The sequence below is a fragment of the Idiomarina abyssalis genome, assembly GCF_019797805.1.
GTDB lineage: Bacteria > Pseudomonadota > Gammaproteobacteria > Enterobacterales > Alteromonadaceae > Idiomarina > Idiomarina abyssalis.
Window position 1 is genome coordinate 864,083 of record NZ_CP081832.1, and the last position, 20,649, is coordinate 884,731.

A 20,649-nucleotide genomic window follows, 5' to 3' on the forward strand; every position below is an offset into this window, starting at 1 on the left:
TAGAAATGTCAGACAGGACTAAAGAATGAGAAGAGCTGTTATCACCGGACTTGGTATTGTATCAAGCATCGGTAACAATCAAGAAGAAGTGCTGGAATCATTGCGTATCGGGAAATCCGGTATTACGCGCTCAGAATCTTTTGCAGAAATGGGCTTGCGCTGTCAGGTATGGGGTGAGGTCAAGTTAGACCCTAAAGACCATATTGATCGCAAAGCATTGCGTTTCATGGGAGATTCAGCTGCTTATGCCTACATTGCAATGGCTCAGGCCATCGAAGATGCAGGCTTGACAGAAGAGCAGGTATCGCATCCTCGTACCGGACTGGTTGTCGGTTCTGGTGGCGCATCAGGTGAACATCAGGTAGCAGCGGCCGATCTTTTACGCGAACGCGGTGTGAAAAAAGTGGGGCCTTACATGGTTCCTCGTTGCATGGCGTCAACCACCTCTGCATGCTTGGCTACACCTTTTAAGATTAAAGGTGTTAACTATTCAATAAGTTCTGCTTGTGCAACCTCTGCTCATTGTATTGGTCATGCGCTGGAACTTATCCAGTTTGGTAAGCAAGATCGTGTTTTCGCCGGTGGCGGTGAAGAACTGCACTGGACGCTGGGCATGGAGTTTGATGCGATGGGCGCGTTAAGTACTAAGTACAACGACACGCCTGAAAAAGCCTCGCGCACATACGACCAGGGACGCGATGGCTTTGTGCCTGCTGGCGGTGGCGGTATTCTGGTTATTGAAGAGCTGGAAGCGGCAAAAGCGCGCGGTGCAAAAATTTATGGCGAGATCGTTGGTTACGGAGCTACCTCAGACGGCTTCGACATGGTTGCTCCATCGGGCGAAGGTGCGGTTCGCTGCATGAAGATGGCAATGGAAACTGTGGATACTCCGGTTGATTACCTGAACACTCACGGTACCAGTACTCCAGTTGGAGATGTCAAAGAGCTGGAAGCCATTCGCGAAGTATTCCCGGAGAAAACGCCTATGATCAGCGCTACTAAAGCAATGACGGGCCATGCTCTTGGGGCTGCAGGTGTTCACGAAGCAATTTACTCATTGCTGATGATGAAACATGGCTTTGTCACGCCTTCCATCAATATTGAAGAGCTGGATGAGAAAGCCGATGGTATGAACATTATTCAGAAACCAACTGAAGCTCCATTGCGCACAGTCATGTCCAATAGCTTTGGTTTTGGTGGTACGAACGCATCGCTAGTGATGCGCCAATACTCTGAATAAGCGATTTAGCCGGTTATTGCGGTGAAAATCGTCGCTGACCAGAATATTCCCGCACTGTCTGACATATTGTCGGGTGCGGGAACCCTTTCTTACTTCTCCGAAAGAAATCCGTCACAAGAGATGCTCGCAGACGCAGATGCACTGTTAGTCCGTTCCGTCACAGCGGTTGATAAAGAGCTTCTGGAGCAGGCCCCTTACTTAAAGTTTGTTGCATCTGCCACTATCGGTACCGAGCACGTGAACCTTCCGCTGTTACAAGAGCGAGGCATTGCTTTTGCGCATGCTCCTGGCGCTAATGCACAGTCAGTTGGTGAATATGTTCTTTGTGTGGTTCTAGACTGGTTAAGTCATAAACCTGTGTATTCCGTCGATGAAATAGACGTTGCTATCGTCGGAGCCGGTCATACAGGAAGAGCTGCGGGGAAAAGACTTCAGGCTTTGGGGTTTAATGTTCACTATTATGATCCGCCGCTTTGTAAAAAGGGTGTTAAGTTTGTACATGACCACTGGCAGAGAGTGCTAACCGCAGATATTATCTCCTGTCATGTTCCTTTAACCGATGATGGCGACTTTCCCACACGGCATCTATTTGAGAGTACGGCACTGCAGTCGCTGCATTCAGAGCAGTTACTTGTGAATGCCAGTCGAGGTGCAGTAATAGACAATAAAGCCTTGTTGGATCGAGTTATTCAGGGTGAGCGTCCTTCAATTGCATTGGATGTTTGGGAAAATGAACCCGATATATTGCCGGATTTAGTCCCTTATACGGATATAGCGACTCCTCATATTGCCGGGCATAGCCTGGAAGGAAAAGTGGGAGGGGCGGTTATGATCGCAAACGCTTTGTTAGCGCATTTTGAAATGCCGGCTACTAAAGAATTAGCAGATGTGTTACCAAAGGTTGAATGGCCAGAGCTTGATGCCGCGATGTTAACGTCTCCGGAAAGCTTTAACTCTTGGGTAAAAGAGCATTTTAACATCCACGAAGATGATAAAAACTTCCGCCGTCATGGACTAACGCGAGATGGGTTTGACAGTTTGCGACGTAATTATCGCAAAGAAAGCCCGCGCAGAGAGTTCATTAATCAGGTGGTTACATGCCATAATAGCGAGCAATACATACAGTTTTTACAGTTGGGCTTTCGTGCCCGGCAAATTGCTTAAGTAAGGAGTCAGCATGTCACATGGGTTTCGCGTTGCGGTATTAGGTGCAACAGGTTTAGTGGGCCAGCAAATGATAGAAATTCTGGCTGAACGAAAATTCCCGGTGGCAGAGCTTTTTCCTTTAGCTAGCGCTCGTTCGGCTGGCGCTACCGTTGACTTTAACGGTGAAGAAATCGAAGTGTTAGACGCTACCGAGTTTGACTGGTCTAACGCCGATATCGCATTTTTCTCTGCGGGAGGCTCTATTTCCCGTGAGTTTGCACCGAAAGCCGCTGAGGCAGGTTGTGTTGTTATCGATAATACTTCCGAGTTTCGCTACGAACCAGATATTCCTTTAGTGGTACCGGAAGTTAACGCCTGGGCGTTAGCCGACTTCAGGAATCGTAATATTATTGCAAATCCGAACTGCTCGACCATCCAGATGATGGTCGCACTTAAACCGATTCACGACGCGGTGGGTATTGAACGTATTAACGTCAGCACCTATCAGTCAGTATCGGGTGCCGGCAAAGAGGCGATGGAAGAACTTGCAAAGCAAACAGCAGAGCTGTTAAACGGAAAGCAACCGACAGTTGCTAATTTCAGCCGTCAAATTGCTTTTAACTGCATTCCTCAAATTGATGTTTTTCAGGACAATGACTACACCAAAGAAGAAATGAAAATGGTGTGGGAAACGCAAAAGATTTTTAATGACCCCAGCATTAGAGTCAATCCAACGGCGGTCAGAGTTCCAGTATTTTTTGGGCATGCAGAAGCTATCCATATTGAGACACGCCAGCCAATTACTGCCGAACATGCAAAGCAGCTGTTAAGTGAAGCTCCGGGTGTAACTCTGATGGAGCAAAGAGAGGAGTTTCCGACACAGGTCGGTAATGCAGCTGGAAACGACGATGTGTTTGTAGGGCGGGTCAGAGAAGACATTAGCCATCCAAATGGTCTTAATTTGTGGGTTGTGTCTGATAACATCCGCAAGGGTGCAGCAACGAACAGCATACAAATTGCCGAAACTTTAATTCGTGATTACTGGTAATTTAACCGGCTGTATGTCATAAAGTTTTTTAAACTAACGCCGTTAAAGATAAGAGCAAAGCGCGGGCAGAGACGAAGGAATGAGAAAAACGATTAGAGTGCAGGTATTGAGATACTTTTCGCTGGCAGCCATTGCGTTGTCCGGCAGCATGACAGTCGCTGCAGCAGGTTGGCAGGACGGTGTTGTTATAAAAGGAGCCAAAGGGTCTGAAGCAACTGATGTTCGTTTAGGTCAGGAGCGCTATGGACCTATTACCAGATCTGATACCTTATGGGATATTGCCCGTCGCTATAAACCTCATTCCAGTGTCACACAATACCAAACGATGGTTGCTATTGTGCAGGCCAACGATGAGGCCTTTGTCAATGGCAATATGAACCGTATGCTTGACGGTTACTACCTGCGCATTCCTTCCTTGCAAGAAATTGAAATGGTTAACCCTGAAGCCGCACGTCGTCAGGTGGTGGTTGATGGTCAATTGCAAACTAAGTCTCAGGAACTTACTGAGGCAGAGCAAAGCACTCAGAGAACTCGCTCCGAACAACAGCAACTACTTGAAGAAGCTCGACAGAAAGCTGAACAGACGATTCAGGAAGTTGAACAACGTCAGGAGCAAAACTTTAAAGAGCTTCAGTCTGACATTCAGCAGTCTATGCAGGCTGTTGAACGCATGTATGGTGAAAACCAGTCGCTGCAGGAACGAATCGATGCGCTAGCGGAGCGCCTCGATGAACTGGCTGCCAGCGTAAGTAAAACTGATGAACTAGAAGCTCAGTTTCAACAAGTATTAGCTCAACAGAGACAAATGCTTGAGCAGCAGGCTCGGGAAGAAGCGGAACAAGAGTCTGGTTTTTCTGATTGGCTACAAAGCCCATTGAATATGTTGTTGGTGTCGGTGTTGCCTGCGCTGCTTATTATTGGGTTAATTGTATTTTTCTTCTTACGGCGATCGTCAAAATCTAAAGCGACGGAAGAAGAAGAGCAGAGTTCTAACAAGGAGTTGACCGAGGAAGAAGCTGCTGCCGAGCTGGATAAAGAATTATTGGGTGATGTGCCTAAAGACAGTACTGATGGTCTGTTCGATATCGACGGTGAAGACACCTCCGATGATGATGGTGACGATCTTAGTGCTTTAGAAGCAGAATTAACCGGACAGTCTTCGGATGCAGACGAAACCGACTTTAGCGTCCGTCTCGATGATGAAGACAGTGAACCGGAACAGAAAAAGCCTGAGCCGAAAGAAACCGTCGATGAAGATTTAGATGAAGATGATCAAGCGGTATTGCCTGACGATGATGATGATGCCGGAGAGCTCTCTCAGGATGAACTGGATCGTCTGTTTGGCGAGGCCGGTGATGATGACGAACAGGCAATAGACCTCTCTGTTAATGATGAGGAAGAAGAAAAATCGGAAGCGGCTGAGCAGCCAGAAGATGCACAAGCAGACTCAGCGGTCAGTGAAGATGAACCTGATGAGGAAAAGGCTGAGCAGGACGCTACCGATGATATTGACGATATTCTTGCTGATAATGCTCCGCAAGAGACCGATACAGATGATGAGTCGGTAACAGAGGAAGCGGCGGAGAGAAGCGACGCGGACGACGAAAGTGATGATTTATTGCCGGATGACTTTGATGATAGCGGAGTCGATGACGTTTTAGCCGATTTAGGCTTAGCTGAGAATGAGACAGAAAAAGGTGAAGAACCCACTCAGGATGAGACTGATGAATCTGAACTGGAAGCGGCAGAGCAGTCAGCAGAAGCGCTAGAGCCTGACGAGAGAACCGAAGAAGAACCGCAAGAGCAGGAAGAAGATGACCTGGAGCAATTGCTTCAGGAGTCGGATGAATTAACTCAGTCACTGGACGAGCTGGATGACTTAGAAGAGGAAGTTCCTGAGGACGATGCCGAGCTTGATGAAGCGGAAGATGAAGCCGATAAAGAGTTAGAGTCACTGTTCGGTTCGAGCGAAGAAAGTGATGAGAGTGAAGAGGTCGACTCGTTTAGCGCAAAAGACGACGAGGACTTTGTTGATATAGATTCTTTGATGGCCGAAGCTGACGAAGAGGAAGAAGATACCGATCGTTATCAGTCGTCTGCGGTTAAAGACGTATTACCCGATGATGAATCGGGTGATGCTGAAAATGCTCCTGAGGATGATGATCCCTCAGCTCAGCTGGATTTAGCCAGAGCCTATATCGAAATGGGTGAAGAAGATGAAGCTCGGGAGATTCTTCAGCAATTAGCAGAAGGTGACGATGAAGCGCTGGCGAAAGAGGCCGGCGCGTTGAAACAAAAACTCGATTCGTAGGATTAAGCTGTATGCGAATGGCCTTATGCCTGGAATACGATGGCAGCCGCTATTATGGTTGGCAACGTCAACGTGAAGTTATTAGTGTCCAACAATGCGTAGAACACGCTGTCAGTAAAATAGCCGATGCGCCCATTGAAGTAACTTGCGCCGGAAGAACCGACGCGGGTGTTCATGCAACAGGGCAGGTTGTGCATTTTGATATTCCGGTCCCCCGGGCGGAGCCAGCCTGGACACTGGGCGTAAATAGTAATTTACCTGCAGGGATAGCAGTACGCTGGGCTCAAGAGGTCGATAGTGAGTTTAGCGCTCGTTTTAGTGCTACTTCGCGGCGGTATCGATACATTATTGCCAACACGCGTTTTCGTCCCGGAATCCATTCGTTTGGCGTTAGTCATTATCATCAACCACTTGACGAAAAAGCTATGCAGGCCGCTGCACCAGCCATTATTGGTGAGCATGACTTTACCACATTTCGTGCCTCACATTGTCAGTCTCACACGCCCTTTCGAAAGGTGACGGACTTAACGGTAGAGCGCCGCGGCGACTATATAATTATTGATATAAAGGCTAACGCCTTTTTACACCATATGGTCCGAAATATTGTGGGAAGCCTAATTGTAGTTGGGCAGCACGAACAGCCACCTGAGTGGCTTGCAGAGTTACTACGACAAAAAGACAGGACCAAAGCGGCGGCAACGGCGAAGCCCGGAGGGTTATATTTGGTCGAAGTTACCTATCCTGAGAGCTATAATATACCTCAGGTTCCCCCGGGACCTTTATGGTTAGGCGACTAAGGCCACTGTTATGACCTCTTTGCTTGATCCATTTGTGGTACCATGTAAGCTACATCACATTGACTAATAATAGCCTTTGGGCGGAATAGTATGAGCTGGATAGAAAGAATTCTTGCGAAGCCAAAAATTAACAAACGTCGGGGTGTTCCAGAGGGCGTCTGGAGTAAGTGTACTGCCTGCGACAACATTATTTATAAGGCGGATTTAGAGCGTAGCCTTAATGTCTGCCCGAAATGTGATCACCATATGCGGGTTACTGGCCGCAGTCGGTTGGACATTTTTTTAGATAACGACAACCGCGAAGAAATTGGCACTGATTTAGAGCCGAAAGACGTTTTACGTTTTAAAGACTCTAAAAAATACAAAGACCGTATTTCTGCAGCACAAAAAAGCACGGGCGAAAATGACGCACTCATTGCGGAAAAAGGAACCGTAAAAGGTGTTCCTTTAGTTGCTGTCGCCTTTGACTTTAACTTTATGGGCGGTTCTATGGCATCAGTTGTTGGTGCTAAGTTTGTTCAGGCTGCGGAAGTTAGCCTTAAGCACCGCATCCCGTTAGTTTGTTTTTCTGCATCGGGTGGCGCTCGTATGCAGGAAGCTCTGATGTCATTAATGCAAATGGCGAAAACATCGGCAGCGCTGGCACGTATGAGTGAAGAGGGTATTCCCTTTATTTCTGTGCTGACAGACCCGACAATGGGTGGAGTTTCTGCAAGCCTTGCTATGCTAGGCGATATTCACATTGCGGAACCTAAAGCACTTATTGGTTTTGCTGGTCCGAGAGTTATTGAGCAGACCGTCCGCCAGACGTTACCTGAGGGATTCCAGCGTGCTGAATTCCTATTAGAGCATGGAGCCATTGATATGATTGTCGATCGCCGTAACATGCGTGACACAGTCGCTCGATTGTTGGCGAAAATGCAGAACCTGCCATCTACTGAAACGTCGGAAGTCAGTGTAAGCGAATAATGACTGCCGGACCGCTATCTGCCCCTGCAGCGTCAGCGTCGCTGCAGGAATGGCTGACTTATCTTGAAAGCATCCATCCCCAAAGCATCGACATGGGACTTGAGCGTGTGGCCAGGGTTGCAGCGAGTGCCGATGTACTTGAGCCAGCGCCTTTGGTTATTACGGTCAGTGGCACTAACGGAAAAGGCTCGACGGTTTGTTACCTCGAGACTATTCTACAGACAGCTGGCTACACCACTGGCGTCTACACGTCGCCACATATCGTAGAGTATCGCGAACGGGTTCGTATTAATGGTCAGGAACTGACAAACTCTGCACATACCGAAGCTTTTGCGGTCATTGAAAAAGCGCGTAAGAACACCTCTTTAACCTATTTTGAGTTTGGTACGCTGGCTGCGTTATGGCTCATGAAAGCGAATAAACCCGATGTGGTTATTCTTGAAGTCGGCTTAGGCGGACGGCTTGATGCTGTGAATTGTGTCGATGCTGATGTTGCAGTAATTACCAGTATCGGTATCGATCACATTGCATTTCTTGGTAATAATCGAGAGCAAATAGGGCGTGAAAAAGCAGGTATAGCGAGAACGGATAAACCATTAATTTGTGGTGAAGCCAGCCCTACAGCAAGCATTGCTGAAACGGCAGATCGCGTTGGTGCTAAGTTATGGCAGGTCGGCAGGGACTTTCATCGAAATGAAAAGGCGGATAGCTGGAGTTACCGTAGTCAGTACACCCAGTTAAACGGTTTACCTTTGCCTAAGTTGCCTATTATCAATGCTTCAACTGCAATTGCCGCTATCGAGCAGTTACCCTTGCCGGTTACGTTATCGGCAATACGAGAAGGCATAGCTAAGGCCGCGCTTCCGGGAAGAATGCAAACAGACTCCTATAAAAACTGTGAGATATTATTGGATGTTGCACATAACCCTCAAGCTGCTGCTTATGCCTGCCAGTATCTCGACAAATTTTACCCGAAGCATAAAGTGTTTGCCGTTGTTGGGATGTTAAGTGATAAAGACCATAGTGGGGTCGTTAAAGCTTTGAGTTCCAGAGTTTGCGACTGGTATTTAGGGTCTCTGTCGGAGCCTCGTGGCGAAACATCCGGGCAATTGGCGGTTAAAGCCAAACTACCTAATGAATCTTGCCACATATTTGACTCAGTTGAGCATGCATTTTGCGAGGCTGTCCAGGCGGCGGAGCAATACCAGGCAAATAATGGTAAAGCTCTGGTTTTCGGCTTCGGCTCGTTTTACACTGTAGCGAGAATTACCGCGCATTTAAAAGGAGCTTGAGCTTTGTCCAGTCCTCTGCAGAATCGTCTTGTTGGCACTCTGATATTGGTGGCGTTAGCTGTCATTATTATTCCCGATATATTGGATGGTGAGAAGGCAGACCCGATTGAGCCAATGGAAACCATTCCGTTAAAGCCCACCGTTGAGGAAGAACTTCAAAAACCGGAAACCTTGTCGGATAAAACCGTGTCAGAACCGGTAATCGTTAAAGAATCTCTTCCTGAAGCAGAAAAGACTGCGGATTCAGCTGAGCCCATTAACGAGAGCAGTGATGCCCAGGCCCCGCCACGTGAGCCGGCTGAGTATGCTGCTGACGGTAAAGCCTGGGTTATCCAGTTGGGCGCATTTAGTAACGAGGACAGTGTTAAACGTTTGATCTCTCAGTTACGGGAAAAAGGCTTTTCGGCGTACTCGCAAAAGGCATCTGATGGTTCAATTAGTCGTGTTTTAGTTGGTCCGGATACATCAAAGACTGAGCTGGAGAAGCAATTAGGTCCGCTGAAGGAACTCACCGGGCTGCAAGGTAAGGTAATTACTTATCGGCCATGATTTTTGCAATATATGTGAAAAGAAAATCACATTCTCAGGCACATTCTGTTAAAATCCACCGCGTCTTTTGCGCAGCAATTGTGAGTCATTATGCTCTGGATTGACTATGCCATTATAATTGTCATCGGCCTTTCAACGCTGATCAGTCTGGTAAGGGGCTTTGTTAAAGAAGCCGTGTCTCTGGCCATCTGGATTTCAGCCTTTTTTATCGCGAGTCAGTTTTATCTCGATCTGGCAGTATACTTTACCGAAATTGGCGATCCCCTGGTAAGAAATGCCGCTGCAATAGCAGCATTGTTTGTAGCGACTCTTATTCTGGGCGCAATTATTAACTATATTCTTTCTCAATTAGTTCATCACACGGGCCTATCCGGAACTGACCGGGTTCTCGGTCTGGTTTTTGGTGCGTTACGCGGTGTATTAATTGTCAGCGCTTTATTATTTTTTATTGATTCCTTTACCACATTATCTTCCAGTGAATGGTGGAAGGAGTCTCTATTAATTCCTCACTTCGGTGTATTTATTCAGTGGTTTTTCAGTTATCTGGAAAACAGCTCCAGTTTTTTAGTCCCTCAACCTGTATAAAAAGGTGAAAAGACATGTGTGGTATTGTTGGTATTGTTGGTAAGCAGGCTGTTAACCAAGCGCTTTATGACGGGTTAACTATGCTTCAACATCGTGGCCAGGACGCTGCTGGTATTATGACAGTTGATGAGCATTGCACTTTACGCTTAAGAAAGGCCAACGGCTTGGTACGCGATGTGTTCCATACACGCCACATGCACCGCTTGGCAGGTAATGTTGGTATTGGTCATGTACGCTATCCCACCGCCGGTAGCTCAAGCTCTGCCGAAGCGCAGCCATTCTATGTTAACTCGCCTTTCGGTATTGCTATGGCACACAATGGCAACCTGACCAACGCTAACGATGTTCAGGAACATTTGTTCCAAACAGCTCGTCGCCATATTAATACCACGTCTGACTCAGAGATTTTGCTTAACGTATTTGCTAACGAGTTAGATAAGAACGAAAGTTTGACACTGAACGAAGAAGACGTTTTCCGCACTATGACAGCGGTTCATCGTCAGGTCCGTGGAGCCTATGCCGTAGTCGCTATGATTCTCGGCCACGGTATGGTTGCGTTTCGCGACCCATGGGGGATTCGTCCTCTGGCATTGGGTAAACGCGACACGGAAGATGGCGAGGAATATATTGTCGCGTCTGAGAGTGTTGCAATTGACGGTACTGGTTTTAAGTATGTGCGTGATGTCGAGCCGGGCGAGGCTATTTATATTACGAATGACGGTAAACTATACTCGCGCCAGTGTGCCGACAAACCTATGCATTGCCCTTGTATTTTTGAGTACGTTTACTTTGCACGTCCCGATTCATTTATTGATGGGATTTCGGTGTATGCCTCTCGTGTCAATATGGGGCGTAAGCTGGGCGAAAAACTGAAACGGGACTACGCAGATTTAGACATTGATGTGGTTATCCCAATTCCTGAAACCAGCTGTGATATTGCACTGGAGATAGCCAATGTTATGGATTTACCGTACCGTCAGGGGTTTGTGAAGAACCGTTATATTGGTCGTACTTTTATCATGCCGGGGCAGACTCAGCGACGTAAGTCAGTACGCCGTAAATTGAATGCTATTAGCGCTGAATTCCGCGGTAAGAATGTTTTGCTGGTTGATGACTCTATTGTTCGCGGAACAACCTCTGAGCAGATTATCGAAATGGCTCGCGAGGCTGGTGCCAAAAAGGTTTATTTCGCATCAGCAGCTCCGGAAATTCGTTTCCCGAATGTTTATGGTATTGATATGCCAAGTGCCAATGAGCTTATTGGTCATGGACGTGAAGCAATAGAGATTCGCGACATGATCAAAGCAGATGGACTCATTTATCAAGATCTTGATGACCTGATAGATGCAGTTGGTGCAGAGAATCGCTCAATAAAGCGTTTTGAAACATCGGTGTTTAGCGGTGAGTATGTAACCGGAGATGTTAGCCAGGAATATCTAGATCGTCTTCATGCAGCTCGTAACGACGTCGCCAGATCTGAGCGTGACGGCTCAGAAGACGCTAACCTTGAGCTGCATAACGATAACGACTGACTCAGCCTAACAGCAAGGCTGAGTCAGTAATTGCTCAGTCTTGCTGGAAAGGGTAAACCGAGCCTAACTTAAGAATTTGAGTCAGTTCATCCAGAGCTGAACGCGATTCTTCTAATAATGCCGGATCGCGTAAATCATCAACAGCCAACTCATCGCGATAGTGCTTTTCTACCCACTGATTTAAACGACTGAATAATTTATCAGACATTAAACAATTCTGGTTAGCCCCGGCGAGTTCTTCATCGTTCAATGCAACTCGTAAACGCAGACAGGCGGGTCCGCCACCATTTCTCATGCTCTGCTTCACATCAAAAAATTCAACCCGCTTAATGGGGCTGTCACTGTTTTGAGTCAACTGTTCCAGATACGATCTGACACTGTCGTTCTCCTGACACTCTGTTGGCGCGATGATTGTCATTTGGCCATCGGGCGGTGTGATGAGCTGGGTATTGAATAAATACGTACTAACGGCGTCCTGAATACTTACCTGTTCAGTACCCACTTTAATGAAATGTAGTGGGTTATCACCGAACTTACGCTGAATTTCGGCCAATTTCGCTTCTGTATCGGCAAAAGCCTGCTCATGATAGAACAGTACGTTTTGGTTGCCGACGGCAATGACATCGTTATGGAAAACCCCTTGGTCAATTACGTCAGGGTTCTGCTGAATATAAACGGTATTATCTTCGCTCAGACCGTGCAAGCGAGCAATGGCCTGAGAGGCTTCTAAGGTCTGTCTTGCCGGAAAGCGTTTGGGCGCTGGTTTAGAACTGTCAAAGGCATAACGGCCATAGACAAAGAGTTCGACTCCGGCGTGACCATACTCGCGACACAAACGAGTGTGATTGGCCGCACCTTCATCGCCAAAGTGCTCGTTGTCGGGTAAATGTGTATGGTGCTCGAAGTAGCGGCTATTGTTGAACATCGCTTGCAGGATACGACCGCTGGTCTGTGGCTCTAATGAGCGGTGAAACTTATTGGTCAGGTTAGCCGGGGTAAAGTGTACTTTACCGTTAGCGGTGTCTGCACTTGGCGAAACGGTCGCAGCATTGGCGGTCCACATACTGGAAGCAGAGCAAACGGCCTGGAAAATAGCCGGAGCTTCGGTTGCTGCTTTATGTAACACTTCGGCATCAGTCCCGGTAAAGCCCAGGCGCCGCAAAGCAAAAATATCCGGGCGTTCCTGAGGAGCGAGTACTCCCTGCTTCATTCCCATATCGTGCAGTGCTTTCATTTTTTTCAGGCCTTGCAGGGCAGCACTTTTAGGACTGGATGAGGCTTTAGCGTTGGCCAAAGAGGCAACATTACCGAACGACAATCCAGCGTAATTATGAGTAGGTCCGACCAAACCGTCGTAGTTGACTTCGAAGTGTTGCATGCTCACTTTTCGATACTCCCTGCACGTATTGTGCACCTGATAATGTAAACTAAGGTGTCATTATACTGTTTTAAAACCGCCTTGAAAGCCTTTATTTTTCTGGCGTTTAAGCCCGTTCGCATAAATCTGACTGTTTATCTAACTTGTGCGAATTTTTATCAAATACTCGAGTTATGGTTGTTTCTGCTGACGATAACCGATATACCTAAAAAAGGCCGCTAATGAGCAATTGCACTTGTAATTGTTACTGTTAGCACGTATATACACGGTCATCTACAACAAGAGAACGATTATTCTATGGCAAAATCGCTCGTCATTGTCGAGTCTCCGGCAAAAGCCAAAACGATTAATAAATATTTAGGTAAGGACTTTGTCGTTAAGTCCAGTGTTGGTCATGTCCGTGATCTACCTACCCGAGCTACTGAGACAATCAAAAGCAAACCGGCAGCTGAAGTCCGGAAGATGTCCCCGGATGCAAAAGCTAAATATCAGAAAGAACGGGACTACAAGCGGTTAATTGCTCGTATGGGAGTTGACCCGGAAAATGATTGGGAAGCTCACTACGAAGTTCTGCAGGGTAAAGAAAAAGTCGTTAAAGAGTTAAAACAGTTAGCGAAAAAGTCTGAGGAAATTATCCTCGCAACGGATTTGGACCGCGAGGGAGAGGCAATTGCCTGGCACCTGCGGGAACTTATCGGTGGTGACGATTCCCGCTATAAACGCGTGGTGTTTAACGAAATTACCAAAAAAGCCATTCAGGAAGCTTTTGAGCACCCCGCAGAGTTGAATACGGACCGGGTCAATGCGCAGCAGACTCGCCGTTTTCTTGACCGTGTGGTCGGCTTTATGGTTTCTCCGTTATTGTGGAAGAAAATTGCCCGTGGGTTGTCGGCAGGCCGTGTGCAGTCAGTTGCTGTGCGTCTGGTGGTTGAACGCGAGCGCGAAATAAAAGCCTTTGTTCCGGAAGAGTATTGGGATGTTCATGCGGATTTAATGACGCCATCGGAAGACTCTCTGCGTATGCAGGTAATGAAGCAGGCGGGAAAAAACTTTCGCCCGGCTAATAAAGAAGAAACCGATGCTGCATTGGCGTTATTGAAGGGTTCAGGTTACGAAATTACCGGCCGTGAAGACAAGCCCACGTCGAGCAAACCCAGCGCACCGTTCATTACTTCAACACTTCAGCAGGCGGCCAGTACCAGGTTAGGCTTTGGTGTGAAGAAGACGATGATGATGGCTCAGCGTCTTTATGAAGCCGGTCACATTACTTATATGCGTACTGACTCAACCAATTTGAGTGCTGAAGCGGTTGATGCCTGCCGTGACTTAATAGCAAAAGACTTTGGTAAGAACTATTTGCCGGAAAGCCCGACTCGCTATGGTGCTAAAAGCAACGCACAAGAAGCCCACGAGGCTATTCGCCCGTCAGATGTGAAGGTGAAGTCAGAATCCTTATCTTCAGTTGAGCGTGATGCTCAACGTTTGTATGAGCTTATTTGGCGTCAATTCGTTGCTTGCCAGATGGTTCCGGCACGCTATGACAGTACGACCTTAACTGCCACTGCGGGTGATTTCGAATTAAAAGCGCGCGGACGGGTTATGCGCTTTGCCGGTTGGACTAAGGTGATGCCTCCGGCTAGCAGCAAGAAAGAGGGCGATGATAATCTGCCGGACGTAAAAAAAGGCGATGCATTGAAACTGGAACAACTGCTTCCAGAGCAACATTTTACCAAGCCACCGGCTCGCTATGGTGAGGCGTCTTTGGTTAAAGAGCTGGAAAAACGCGGTATTGGTCGCCCGTCGACTTACGCGTCGATTATTTCTACTATTCAGGACAGAGGCTATGTTCGGGTAGAGAGCCGTCGATTCTTTGCTGAAAAAATGGGTGAAATTGTCAATGACCGACTTGTTGAGAACTTCACCGAACTAATGAATTACAACTTTACGGCAGAAATGGAACAGGCATTGGATGATATTGCTGCCGGGAAGCGTGACTGGAAAGAAACCCTCGATAAGTTTTATGCGGACTTTAAAGAGCGGCTGGAAAAAGCTGAACTGGAACCTACTGAAGGTGGTATGCGTGAGAACAGTCTTGTTCTGACCGATATTGACTGTCCTGAATGTGGTCGAAAAATGGGGATAAGAACCGCTTCAACCGGAGTTTTTCTGGGCTGTTCAGGTTACAACCTACCGCCAAAGGAACGCTGTACTAAAACACTGAACCTGACGCCGGGTGAAGAAGCGGTTGAGGTAACTGACGAAGAAGAACGTGAAACCGAAGCGCTTAGAGCGAAAAAGCGCTGCCCTAAATGCGGGACAGCGATGGATAGCTATCTTATTGACGAAAAGCGCAGGCTGCATGTTTGCGGTAACAATCCAACTTGCGACGGCCAATTGGTTGAAGAGGGCACGTTCCGGATTAAAGGGTACGACGGTCCAACTATCGAGTGTGATAAATGCGGCTCGGAAATGCAGCTAAAAAATGGACGTTTTGGTAAGTACTTTGGTTGTACCAACAGTGACTGCAAAAATACCCGTAAGTTGTTGCGTAGCGGGGAACCTGCGCCACCTAAAGAAGATCCGGTCCCATTGCCGGAGTTACCCTGTGAAGAGTCCGATGCTTATTTTGTTTTACGGGACGGTGCGTCAGGTATTTTCTTGTCAGCTAATACTTTCCCTAAGTCACGGGAGACCCGTGCTGTTACCGTAAAAGAACTTGCTCAGTTTAAAGACCGGTTACCGGAAAAGTTCAAGTATCTGGCGGAGGCTCCGCAGGAAGACGAGGACGGTAATGATGCTATTGTTCGCTTTTCGCGCAAAAACAAAGAACAATACGTGGTGACCGAAATCAAGAAGAAACAAACTGGCTGGAAGGCATTTTTCCGAGATGGGAAGTGGCAAGTACAGGACAAGTAGTTAATAACTTACGGGCAAAGGGTCACTTTGCCAATGGCGAATCAAAACCTGCTGGACTAACATAGCTGCGTGTCTAATGAAGGACACAGCACACTGGACATGGAGGTCCCATGTTATTGTCTCGCTTGGGCATAACATTTCCCGCTGCCTTTCCGGCAGCGGGTTTTTCTTTATTTAAGCCGGGCAAAACGCTGCGAAAACAATCCGGACAAGCCGGTATCGAGCTGTTAATTGTATGGCCGGTTATTGTGGCCGCTGTTTTTACTTTCGTTCAGGCACTGATTATCTGGTGGGGGCAGCAAACTCTAACGGTTGCTAATCAGTATGCTGTGCGCGCGGGTAGCATTAATAACGGCAGTCACAATGCCATGGTTAACACGTTAGTTGCGGGAATGGCGGGGCTTAAACCGCAACTCAGTACTGACAACAAAATAGTCGCTGTAACTGAAGCTTTGGTTGAGCAGCGACTTCATTACGCACAATTTGGTCAACTAAAAGTCTTGTCGCCTACGGTTGAGGATTTTCGCCAATTTGCCGATTGGCGCTGGGACGATGAGCTAAAGGCTGAGGTATTAGAAATTTCAGTTGACCACTACCACGCCCGTGCCAGTAGCGACGGTAGCGAACAATGGCACCAGGCAAGGGTATTGGTTATTGAAACCTATTGGTGCCTGCCTCTTGATATTCCTATTGCCGGCGAGTTTTTATCTGCGACTCAAACCTTACTGTCCGACTCTAAAGCAGCACGTTACTGCGCAACGCGCAGCCGGGTGTTCAATAAACCTCTATGGGCGTTATCGAATACCGCTCAGCATTCAATGCTAAGCGGCTATCGAAAGTAAACTAGCGAATATCGTGGTAGTCAACGCAGGCTTGTAAGGTATTTTCAATGAGTGAAGCTACGGTCATTGGTCCCACGCCACCCGGAACAGGCGTTATCCAGCCGGCTTTCTCAGAGGCTGTCTGGAACTCAATATCACCGGTTAAACGACCATCAGGTAGTCGATTCATACCAACATCAATGACGATAGCTCCGGGTTTAACCCATTCCCCCGGAATGAATTCAGGCTTCCCTACTGCTACAACTAAAATATCTGCTCTTTTAACGTGTTCAGATAGATCGTTGGTAAAGCGATGACAAACCGTCGTTGTAGCACCTGCCAAAAGGAGTTCCAGGCTCATTGGCCGGCCAACAATGTTAGATGCACCAACGACAACCGCATTCAACCCATGCAGGTCGACTTTTGTGTGCTCCAGTAAGGTCATAATGCCTTTGGGGGTGCAGGGGCGTAGAGCGGGAATGCGTTGCGATAAACGTCCGACATTAAAAGGGTGGAAGCCATCGACATCTTTATCAGGGCGAATTCGTTCTAATATCGGAGTAGCATCAAGGCCCGCCGGCAGAGGCAGCTGAACTAAGATGCCATCGACAGCAGTGTCGTTGTTTAACTTTTCAATCAGCTCTTCAAGTTCCTGCTGCGTTGTCGTTGCCGGTAAGTCATAGTCAAAGGAGCGAAACCCGACATCTTCACAAGCTCGCCGTTTATTTCCTACATAAACTTCGGAAGCCGCATCGCTTCCAACTAAGACAACCGCCAGGCCTGGTGCTCGCAGCCCGGAGTTAACACGTTCTTTTACTTGCTGTTTGACGGCCTGACGTACAGTGGCTGCAATGGTTTTACCATCGATAATCTGAGCTGGCATAATGACGTTCCCAAAAGTGAGAGAATTCAAGGTGATATATGGGTTCCATTGTAACTTTTTTCTGCCCTGAATGTCACCGGTTGTTGGTTTAGTCGTCAGGTTGACGTAAAAGTAGCCATTCGGCACCGATAACAGAAAAAAAGTTTGACGGGTCAGTCTTCAACAGGTAATATTCGCCCCCGTTGTCAGCCAGCATTTGCTTTTTAAAAGCTGCGTCTGATACGGCTTTCGGAGAAATTCGGCGATTAGCGCAGTTTGGTAGCGCACTTGGTTTGGGTCCAAGGGGTCGCAGGTTCAAATCCTGCATCGCCGACCATTCTCTAGACGGTAAAATGGTTCGATATGCGCCCGTAGCTCAGCTGGATAGAGCAACGGCCTTCTAAGCCGTCGGTCGCAGGTTCGAATCCTGCCGGGTGCGCCAGAACGCGCCAAAGAAATCACTCAGTGGTGGGTGTAGCTCAGTTGGTAGAGCCCCGGATTGTGATTCCGGTTGTCGTGGGTTCAAGTCCCATCATCCACCCCATTTCTTTATAGTAAAATTTCCTGTTTGTCGGCGATTAGCGCAGTTTGGTAGCGCACTTGGTTTGGGTCCAAGGGGTCGCAGGTTCAAATCCTGCATCGCCGACCATTACACTCTTTGACCTTTTTCTTTTCAGCCAGTACTGCTACATTTAAGTCATATATAAATAAAACTTTCACTGTTAACCCGTGGCTGGAGTTATTGTTATGGACTTTAAGAAAAGTTTAAAGAATCCCGCTGAAGCGTTTGATTCCCCGCAAGCTGTGTTTGATCATTCTGACCTTTCAAACCAGCAAAAGATAGAGCTGTTGCAGCAATGGCGTTATGATGAGCTTGAAACGGAAGTTGCCGACCAAGAAAATATGGGGGGCGATAAGCCGGATAAACTGGGCGAAATCAATAATCTACTTCTTGAGCTGGAAGACAAATCTTAAGTATTTTTCTCACCGAATAAAGTGAAGTTTAAAAATTGCCGCTCGGGACTCGACTCCGGGCGGTCTCCTCGCTATAATGCTGCGTCATTTTTAAAGGTCAACGCCGTTGCCGTATCTCATTTTTTATAATGATAAATTGATGCGAGTGACATTCATTGATTGAAACCGAGGTAATGAAGCAATGCAGGTTTCTGTAGAGACAACTCAAGGTTTAGAGCGTCGTGTGACTATTACAGTCCCGGCAGATGCAATTGATAGCGAAGTAACACGCTTATTAAAAGAAGAATATCGCCATCGTCGCGTGAATGGTTTCCGTAAAGGAAAAATTCCGCCAAATGTACTGCAAAAGCTGTTTGGTCGCGAAGCACGTTCACGTGCAGCTTCAAGTGTTATGCAAAGCAAATACTTTGAAGCGGTTATGCAGGAAAAGTTGAACCCTGCTGGTGCACCTGCAATTGAGCCTAAAGTCAATGAACCAGGTAAAGACCTTGAGTTCACTGCAACGTTCGAAGTGTATCCGGAAGTAGAAGTTCAAAATCTGGAAAAAGTGAAAGTTGAGAAGCCAGCTGTTGAAGTTACCGAAAAAGACGTAGACAACATGTTGGAAACGTTGCAAAAGCAGCACGCTGACTGGAAAGAAGTTAAGCGTAAGTCCAAAAAAGGTGACCGTGTCACTATGGATTTTGTTGGCTCTATCGACGGTGAAGAATTTGAAGGCGGTAAAGCCGACGATTTCGCTCTGGAATTAGGCGAAGGCCGCATGATTCCGGGCTTTGAAGATCAAATTAAAGGTATTAAAGCGGGTGAAGAAAAGACGATTGAAGTCACTTTCCCGGAAGACTACCACGCTGAAAACCTGAAAGGTAAAGAAGCGCAGTTCGTTGTAACAGCTAAAAAAGTTGAAGCACGTGACTTGCCTGAACTCAATGACGAGTTCGTTGCGTTATTTGGTGTAAAAGAAGGCGGCGTTGAAGCGTTGAAGGAAGAAGTTCGTAAGAATATGGAACGCGAACTGAAAAACGCAGTAAAAGCAAAAGTTAAAGAACAGGTGTTAAAAGGCATTGTTGAAAACAACGATGTTGAATTGCCTAAGTCAATGATCGACCAGGAAATTGATCAACTGCGTAAGCAAGCTGCTCAACGTTTTGGTGGTAACGCTGATCAAATGCCTGAATTGCCGGCTGAGTTGTTTGAAGAGCAGGCAAAAGAGCGCGTTAAAGTTGGCTTGTTATTGGGCGAAGTTATTCGCAGCAATGAGCTTAAAGCTGACGACGAGAAAGTTGATGAGATCATTGCGACAGCTGCTTCTGCATATGAAGACCCGCAGGAAGTTGTCGAGTACTACAAGTCAAACAACGATATGATGCAGCAAGTTCGCAACTTAGCGTTGGAAGAGCAAGCTATCGAATTTGTGTTGGAAAAAGCTTCTGTGAAAGATAAGAAAGCAAGCTTTGACGACATTATGAATCCGAAGCAGCAGTAATCTCTTGTAACGGAGTCCTTGACGGGTCCCGCTACAGCTTGGTTTAATGGCTCGTATGATTTCATACGAGCCATTTTTATTTCAGGAGCTTTATAACACATGTCGAGCGATATTCAGGATCCAATGGCACAGCTAGTCCCTATGGTTGTCGAACAGACGTCAAAAGGGGAGCGCTCTTACGACATTTATTCACGCCTGTTAAAAGAGCGTGTGATTTTCTGCTGTGGTCAGGTTGAAGACCATATGGCCAACCTTATTGTGGCTCAGCTATTATTCTTAGAATCAGATAATCCTGATAAAGACATTTACTTGTATATTAACTCGCCAGGAGGTGTAGTTACGGCAGGTATGGCTATTTACGATACAATGCGCTTTATTAAGCCAGACGTTAGCACAGTTTGTATGGGACAAGCGGCCAGCATGGGGGCTTTCCTTTTAGCCGGTGGTGCTCAGGGTAAGCGGTATTGCTTGCCTAATTCCCGGGTTATGATTCACCAGCCACTTGGCGGTTTCCAGGGGCAGGCTTCAGATTTTGAAATTCATGCGAAGCAAATTTTGGATCTGAAAGAGCGCTTAAACCGTATGTTAGCTGAGAATACAGGTCAGGATTACGAGAAAGTGGCTAGAGACACCGATCGCGATCACTTCTTATCAGCAGAAGAGTCAATCGATTACGGTCTGGTTGACGGCATTTTACGCCAGCGTGGCGAAGAGTCCTGAGCGGGCGCTTAAGTAGTAGGAGAAA

At 47.1% G+C, this 20,649-nt stretch carries 17 protein-coding genes and 4 tRNA genes; 19 read left to right on the forward strand and 2 right to left on the reverse strand.

Annotation, left to right across the window (positions count from 1 at the left end):
• Positions 1–25: 25 nt before the first annotated feature.
• The 10 genes from fabB to purF all read left to right on the forward strand — a co-directional run bounded on the left by fabB (position 26) and on the right by purF (position 11,469).
• On the forward strand, positions 26–1,240 hold the full coding sequence (fabB, locus tag K5X84_RS04050) for a beta-ketoacyl-ACP synthase I (protein ID WP_054486960.1): 1,215 nt from the start codon (positions 26–28) through the stop codon (positions 1,238–1,240).
• A 21-nt stretch (positions 1,241–1,261) separates the two neighbouring features.
• Positions 1,262–2,404 (forward strand): 4-phosphoerythronate dehydrogenase, encoded by a 1,143-nt coding sequence (locus tag K5X84_RS04055; RefSeq protein WP_222236749.1) that lies wholly within the window; start codon positions 1,262–1,264, stop codon positions 2,402–2,404.
• Between the two features lie 13 nt (positions 2,405–2,417).
• Complete coding sequence (locus K5X84_RS04060) at positions 2,418–3,434, forward strand: aspartate-semialdehyde dehydrogenase (protein ID WP_054486965.1); 1,017 nt, start codon at positions 2,418–2,420, stop codon at positions 3,432–3,434.
• Positions 3,435–3,513: 79 nt separating this feature from the next.
• Complete coding sequence (locus K5X84_RS04065) at positions 3,514–5,745, forward strand: FimV/HubP family polar landmark protein (protein WP_222236750.1); 2,232 nt, start codon at positions 3,514–3,516, stop codon at positions 5,743–5,745.
• 11 nt (positions 5,746–5,756) lie between these two features.
• Positions 5,757–6,542, forward strand: coding sequence for a tRNA pseudouridine(38-40) synthase TruA (gene truA, locus K5X84_RS04070; protein ID WP_054486969.1), 786 nt, complete (start codon positions 5,757–5,759; stop codon positions 6,540–6,542).
• 90 nt (positions 6,543–6,632) lie between these two features.
• Complete coding sequence (gene accD, locus K5X84_RS04075) at positions 6,633–7,511, forward strand: acetyl-CoA carboxylase, carboxyltransferase subunit beta (protein ID WP_222236751.1); 879 nt, start codon at positions 6,633–6,635, stop codon at positions 7,509–7,511.
• The gene (gene folC / locus K5X84_RS04080) at positions 7,511–8,803 is read left to right on the forward strand and encodes a bifunctional tetrahydrofolate synthase/dihydrofolate synthase (protein ID WP_222236752.1); all 1,293 of its coding nucleotides are present in this window, start codon (positions 7,511–7,513) and stop codon (positions 8,801–8,803) included. The genes accD and folC overlap by 1 nt, the downstream gene beginning before the upstream one ends.
• Before the next feature lie 3 nt (positions 8,804–8,806).
• Positions 8,807–9,352, forward strand: a complete 546-nt coding sequence (locus K5X84_RS04085; protein WP_222236753.1) for an SPOR domain-containing protein — start codon at positions 8,807–8,809, stop codon at positions 9,350–9,352.
• A 90-nt stretch (positions 9,353–9,442) separates the two neighbouring features.
• Positions 9,443–9,937: a CvpA family protein gene (locus K5X84_RS04090; RefSeq protein WP_054486977.1), complete on the forward strand. Its 495-nt coding sequence runs from the start codon at positions 9,443–9,445 to the stop codon at positions 9,935–9,937.
• A 14-nt stretch (positions 9,938–9,951) separates the two neighbouring features.
• Positions 9,952–11,469 (forward strand): amidophosphoribosyltransferase, encoded by a 1,518-nt coding sequence (purF, locus tag K5X84_RS04095; RefSeq protein ID WP_054486979.1) that lies wholly within the window; start codon positions 9,952–9,954, stop codon positions 11,467–11,469.
• A 34-nt stretch (positions 11,470–11,503) separates the two neighbouring features.
• Here purF and astB read toward each other — a convergent pair whose 3' ends face one another.
• Positions 11,504–12,847, reverse strand: coding sequence for an N-succinylarginine dihydrolase (gene astB, locus K5X84_RS04100; RefSeq protein WP_054486981.1), 1,344 nt, complete (start codon positions 12,845–12,847; stop codon positions 11,504–11,506).
• Between the two features lie 297 nt (positions 12,848–13,144).
• Between astB and topA the strand changes: the two genes are divergently transcribed.
• Positions 13,145–15,763, forward strand: a complete 2,619-nt coding sequence (gene topA / locus K5X84_RS04105) for a type I DNA topoisomerase (RefSeq protein WP_054486984.1) — start codon at positions 13,145–13,147, stop codon at positions 15,761–15,763.
• Positions 15,764–15,873: 110 nt separating this feature from the next.
• Positions 15,874–16,605 carry a TadE/TadG family type IV pilus assembly protein gene (locus K5X84_RS04110; RefSeq protein ID WP_222236754.1) on the forward strand — a complete coding sequence of 244 codons (732 nt, stop codon included), beginning with the start codon at positions 15,874–15,876 and terminating at the stop codon, positions 16,603–16,605.
• 1 nt (position 16,606) lies between these two features.
• Here K5X84_RS04110 and folD read toward each other — a convergent pair whose 3' ends face one another.
• On the reverse strand, positions 16,607–17,467 hold the full coding sequence (gene folD / locus K5X84_RS04115; RefSeq protein WP_199494404.1) for a bifunctional methylenetetrahydrofolate dehydrogenase/methenyltetrahydrofolate cyclohydrolase FolD: 861 nt from the start codon (positions 17,465–17,467) through the stop codon (positions 16,607–16,609).
• 239 nt (positions 17,468–17,706) lie between these two features.
• On the opposite strand from folD, the gene K5X84_RS04120 reads away from it, so the two are divergent.
• The 7 genes from K5X84_RS04120 to clpP all read left to right on the forward strand — a co-directional run bounded on the left by K5X84_RS04120 (position 17,707) and on the right by clpP (position 20,624).
• A tRNA-Pro gene (locus K5X84_RS04120) sits at positions 17,707–17,783 on the forward strand.
• Between the two features lie 28 nt (positions 17,784–17,811).
• A tRNA-Arg gene (locus K5X84_RS04125) sits at positions 17,812–17,888 on the forward strand.
• 26 nt (positions 17,889–17,914) lie between these two features.
• Positions 17,915–17,990: transfer RNA gene (locus tag K5X84_RS04130), tRNA-His, on the forward strand.
• A 28-nt stretch (positions 17,991–18,018) separates the two neighbouring features.
• Positions 18,019–18,095: transfer RNA gene (locus K5X84_RS04135), tRNA-Pro, on the forward strand.
• Between the two features lie 98 nt (positions 18,096–18,193).
• Positions 18,194–18,421 carry a hypothetical protein gene (locus tag K5X84_RS04140; RefSeq protein ID WP_222236755.1) on the forward strand — a complete coding sequence of 76 codons (228 nt, stop codon included), beginning with the start codon at positions 18,194–18,196 and terminating at the stop codon, positions 18,419–18,421.
• A 181-nt stretch (positions 18,422–18,602) separates the two neighbouring features.
• The gene (gene tig / locus K5X84_RS04145; protein WP_054486992.1) at positions 18,603–19,904 is read left to right on the forward strand and encodes a trigger factor; all 1,302 of its coding nucleotides are present in this window, start codon (positions 18,603–18,605) and stop codon (positions 19,902–19,904) included.
• A gap of 99 nt (positions 19,905–20,003) precedes the next feature.
• The gene (clpP, locus tag K5X84_RS04150) at positions 20,004–20,624 is read left to right on the forward strand and encodes an ATP-dependent Clp endopeptidase proteolytic subunit ClpP (protein WP_011234256.1); all 621 of its coding nucleotides are present in this window, start codon (positions 20,004–20,006) and stop codon (positions 20,622–20,624) included.
• The last annotated feature ends 25 nt before the right edge of the window (positions 20,625–20,649 follow it).

Excerpts from the sequence above, each read along its gene's own strand:
- clpP (WP_011234256.1), top strand. The coding sequence starts at position 20,004 with ATGTCGAGCGATATTCAGGATCCAATGGCACAGCTAGTCCCTATGGTT.
- folC (WP_222236752.1), top strand. The coding sequence starts at position 7,511 with ATGACTGCCGGACCGCTATCTGCCCCTGCAGCGTCAGCGTCGCTGCAG.
- topA (WP_054486984.1), top strand. The coding sequence starts at position 13,145 with ATGGCAAAATCGCTCGTCATTGTCGAGTCTCCGGCAAAAGCCAAAACG.
- K5X84_RS04140 (WP_222236755.1), top strand. The coding sequence starts at position 18,194 with ATGGACTTTAAGAAAAGTTTAAAGAATCCCGCTGAAGCGTTTGATTCC.
- fabB (WP_054486960.1), top strand. The coding sequence starts at position 26 with ATGAGAAGAGCTGTTATCACCGGACTTGGTATTGTATCAAGCATCGGT.
- astB (WP_054486981.1), bottom strand. The coding sequence starts at position 12,847 with ATGCAACACTTCGAAGTCAACTACGACGGTTTGGTCGGACCTACTCAT.
- K5X84_RS04090 (WP_054486977.1), top strand. The coding sequence starts at position 9,443 with ATGCTCTGGATTGACTATGCCATTATAATTGTCATCGGCCTTTCAACG.
- K5X84_RS04110 (WP_222236754.1), top strand. The coding sequence starts at position 15,874 with ATGTTATTGTCTCGCTTGGGCATAACATTTCCCGCTGCCTTTCCGGCA.
- K5X84_RS04060 (WP_054486965.1), top strand. The coding sequence starts at position 2,418 with ATGTCACATGGGTTTCGCGTTGCGGTATTAGGTGCAACAGGTTTAGTG.
- K5X84_RS04065 (WP_222236750.1), top strand. The coding sequence starts at position 3,514 with ATGAGAAAAACGATTAGAGTGCAGGTATTGAGATACTTTTCGCTGGCA.
- accD (WP_222236751.1), top strand. The coding sequence starts at position 6,633 with ATGAGCTGGATAGAAAGAATTCTTGCGAAGCCAAAAATTAACAAACGT.
- tig (WP_054486992.1), top strand. The coding sequence starts at position 18,603 with ATGCAGGTTTCTGTAGAGACAACTCAAGGTTTAGAGCGTCGTGTGACT.
- purF (WP_054486979.1), top strand. The coding sequence starts at position 9,952 with ATGTGTGGTATTGTTGGTATTGTTGGTAAGCAGGCTGTTAACCAAGCG.
- folD (WP_199494404.1), bottom strand. The coding sequence starts at position 17,467 with ATGCCAGCTCAGATTATCGATGGTAAAACCATTGCAGCCACTGTACGT.
- truA (WP_054486969.1), top strand. The coding sequence starts at position 5,757 with ATGCGAATGGCCTTATGCCTGGAATACGATGGCAGCCGCTATTATGGT.